Source organism: Pseudomonas sp. 10C3 (genome assembly GCF_036346185.1).
Taxonomy (GTDB): domain Bacteria; phylum Pseudomonadota; class Gammaproteobacteria; order Pseudomonadales; family Pseudomonadaceae; genus Aquipseudomonas.
In genome coordinates, this window is the sequence record NZ_JASJVE010000054.1 from 1 (window position 1) to 2,291 (window position 2,291).

Below are 2,291 nucleotides of genomic sequence, written 5' to 3' on the forward strand. Positions count from 1 at the left end.
GGTATGGGTCCAGGTGTTTGCGTGATTTCAAGCTCTACGTCTACTACCACTGTTTCGCATAGTTCGACCTGTAGTGGTTCGCTTTGTGGTAATGCGTCTACTACCACGGGTTCTGGCTCTGGTACGGGTGCTGCTTCTGGTGGTGTCGGTGACTGTGTCAAGGATTGCGGTACGCCTGCGGGATCGTCTCCAAAGGCCAGTTCATTGTCGGCACCTACTCAGGGCAATTTCGATGGTGAGGCAGATAAATGGCAAAAGAAAATAGATGATTCCAAAACGGAAGTTATCGCTGCTTTGGATAAGATGAAGGCGTTGTTTAAGCCGATTTCTAACATCAGTCTGGGCGGTGGTGGTCAATTATATTGTCCGCCTCCGGTTCAGGTGTTGGATCATACTATTAGTTTTTGCTTGGACGATTACGCCTCGTCTCTGAGTTGGATTTCTCAGGTGGTGTTATTGGTGTGTACGGTTTCTGCCATGTTTATCATTTTCTTATAGGTGATTTATGGACCTTGGATTTATTGCTGATTGGTTTACCAGTGCCAATACGTTTTTTCAGTATGTCTGGACGTTCTTGTCCTCTGGCATATTTGATTTTGTTAAGACGGTGTTGGTGTTCTTTTCGAAAATGCTTATTTACTCGTTTGTTGAGTTCAAGCTGTTTATGTTGGACATTGCCTATTCGGTTGTTCAGGAAATTATGCAGGAAACGGGTATTACGCAATTGGTAACATCGGCGTGGTCGTCCATTCCTGCCAATATTCAGCAGACACTTTCATTTTTCAATATCCCTCAAGGTTTGACCTTGATTTTTTCAGCCATTCCCACTCGTTGGGCGATGAAGTTTATTCCGGGGGCTTGATATGGCAATTAAAATTCATCATGGGGCCAATGGGTCTTATAAGACTTCCGGTGCTGTTTGGGACGATGCTGTACCCGCTGCGAAGGCGGGGCGTTTAATCATTACTAACGTTCGGGGCATGTCTAGTGAAAAGTTCAACGCTATGTTTGACGATTTGCCTGATACTTTTGATCTTATGTACATCGACCATGAAACCGCAGAAGGCATGGAGCGGATTAGAACTTGGTTTCAATGGGCTCCTCGAGACGCCTTTCTGATTTTTGACGAAGCGCAGACGCTTTTCCCGAAAAAGTGGTCGGCTAAAGATTTGGATAAGTTTGATTTTCCGGGTGGTATGGATGCTGCCAAGGCTGCTGATAAGCCTATGAATTTTCTCGATGGTTGGACACGTCATAGGCATTGGAACTGGGACGTTATTTTGACGACTCCGAACATCAAGTATGTTCACCCTGAAATTCGTGATACGGCGGAAGCTGCTTACCAGCATTCCAATTTGAAACTCCTTGGTGCGGTTCTCAAGTTTATTACTCAGAAGGACTACAAGGAGGCCATGCATCAAGCTTCAGAGAACAAGGCTCCCACTGATGGATCAAATATTGTTGCACTCCGAAAAATCGATAAACGAGTCTTCAAGCTCTATGACTCCACCGCAACTGGAGCCCATCGCGACACCATGGCGGGTAAAAACGCCTTCACGTCGCCGCGTGTTCTCATGCTCGGGCTCGTTCTGTTTGGTGTTGTCGGCTATTTGGTCTTCGGCACGGGTCTTGATAGTGTTCTGCATCCGATGGCTCTTAAACCTGCTGCGTCATCCGTTAAACCTTCTCAAGGTTCTGTTCCTCAAGGTCCTGTTCAAAGTTCTGACGTGGCTGATAATCGCGTTTCTGTTCAGCAGGCTGTGCCGGTTTCTGGTGGCTTAGTTATGCATGATCCTTTTGCGGATCGAGACATTACGATCAAGGGCAGTCTTTGGAGTGAGGAGAAAGGCGTTTTCTACGTGTTTGCCCTGGGCAAAGATCAGCATAGTTTTACGATGATGAGCAAGGACATGCTTGCGGCGGGTTATACGATTAAGGCTCGCGGTTCCTGTGCGGCAGAACTGACCTTTAACGGCGAAACCCGAACCGTTGCTTGTCTTGGTTCTGGAGCCACTGGTGGAGGTGAGGAGCGGCTCGGTTCAGAGCGACGAACCACCGCCGGTGGTTCGTCTTTTTCTTCTTCTCGTGGTGATCAGGTAGCCGACTCTGGAAGGCCAGCTAATCAGGCATCGCGTGGCGCTCCGTTTACTGTTGTAGCTGACAGCAGTCGTGTTCCCAGGAGCTTCAAATAGATATAACTGAACTAAATGGTTCTTTAGTTCAGTTAGACGTTTTGGTTCTGAAAGGCAGCGTATCACCCACCTCGAGGTAAAACCAAGGGTTCGCATAAT

At 47.4% G+C, this 2,291-nt stretch carries 2 protein-coding genes and 1 pseudogene; all 3 read left to right on the forward strand.

Annotated elements, in window-relative coordinates; all coding sequences use genetic code 11:
- Positions 1-498 (forward strand): annotated as a pseudogene (locus QN399_RS25995) (hypothetical protein); the annotation flags it as partial.
- Positions 499-505: 7 nt separating this feature from the next.
- Positions 506-862 (forward strand): DUF2523 family protein, encoded by a 357-nt coding sequence (locus tag QN399_RS26000; protein WP_330201914.1) that lies wholly within the window; start codon positions 506-508, stop codon positions 860-862.
- Between the two features lies 1 nt (position 863).
- Positions 864-2,192: a zonular occludens toxin domain-containing protein gene (locus tag QN399_RS26005; RefSeq protein ID WP_330201915.1), complete on the forward strand. Its 1,329-nt coding sequence runs from the start codon at positions 864-866 to the stop codon at positions 2,190-2,192.
- Positions 2,193-2,291: the final 99 nt, after the last annotated feature.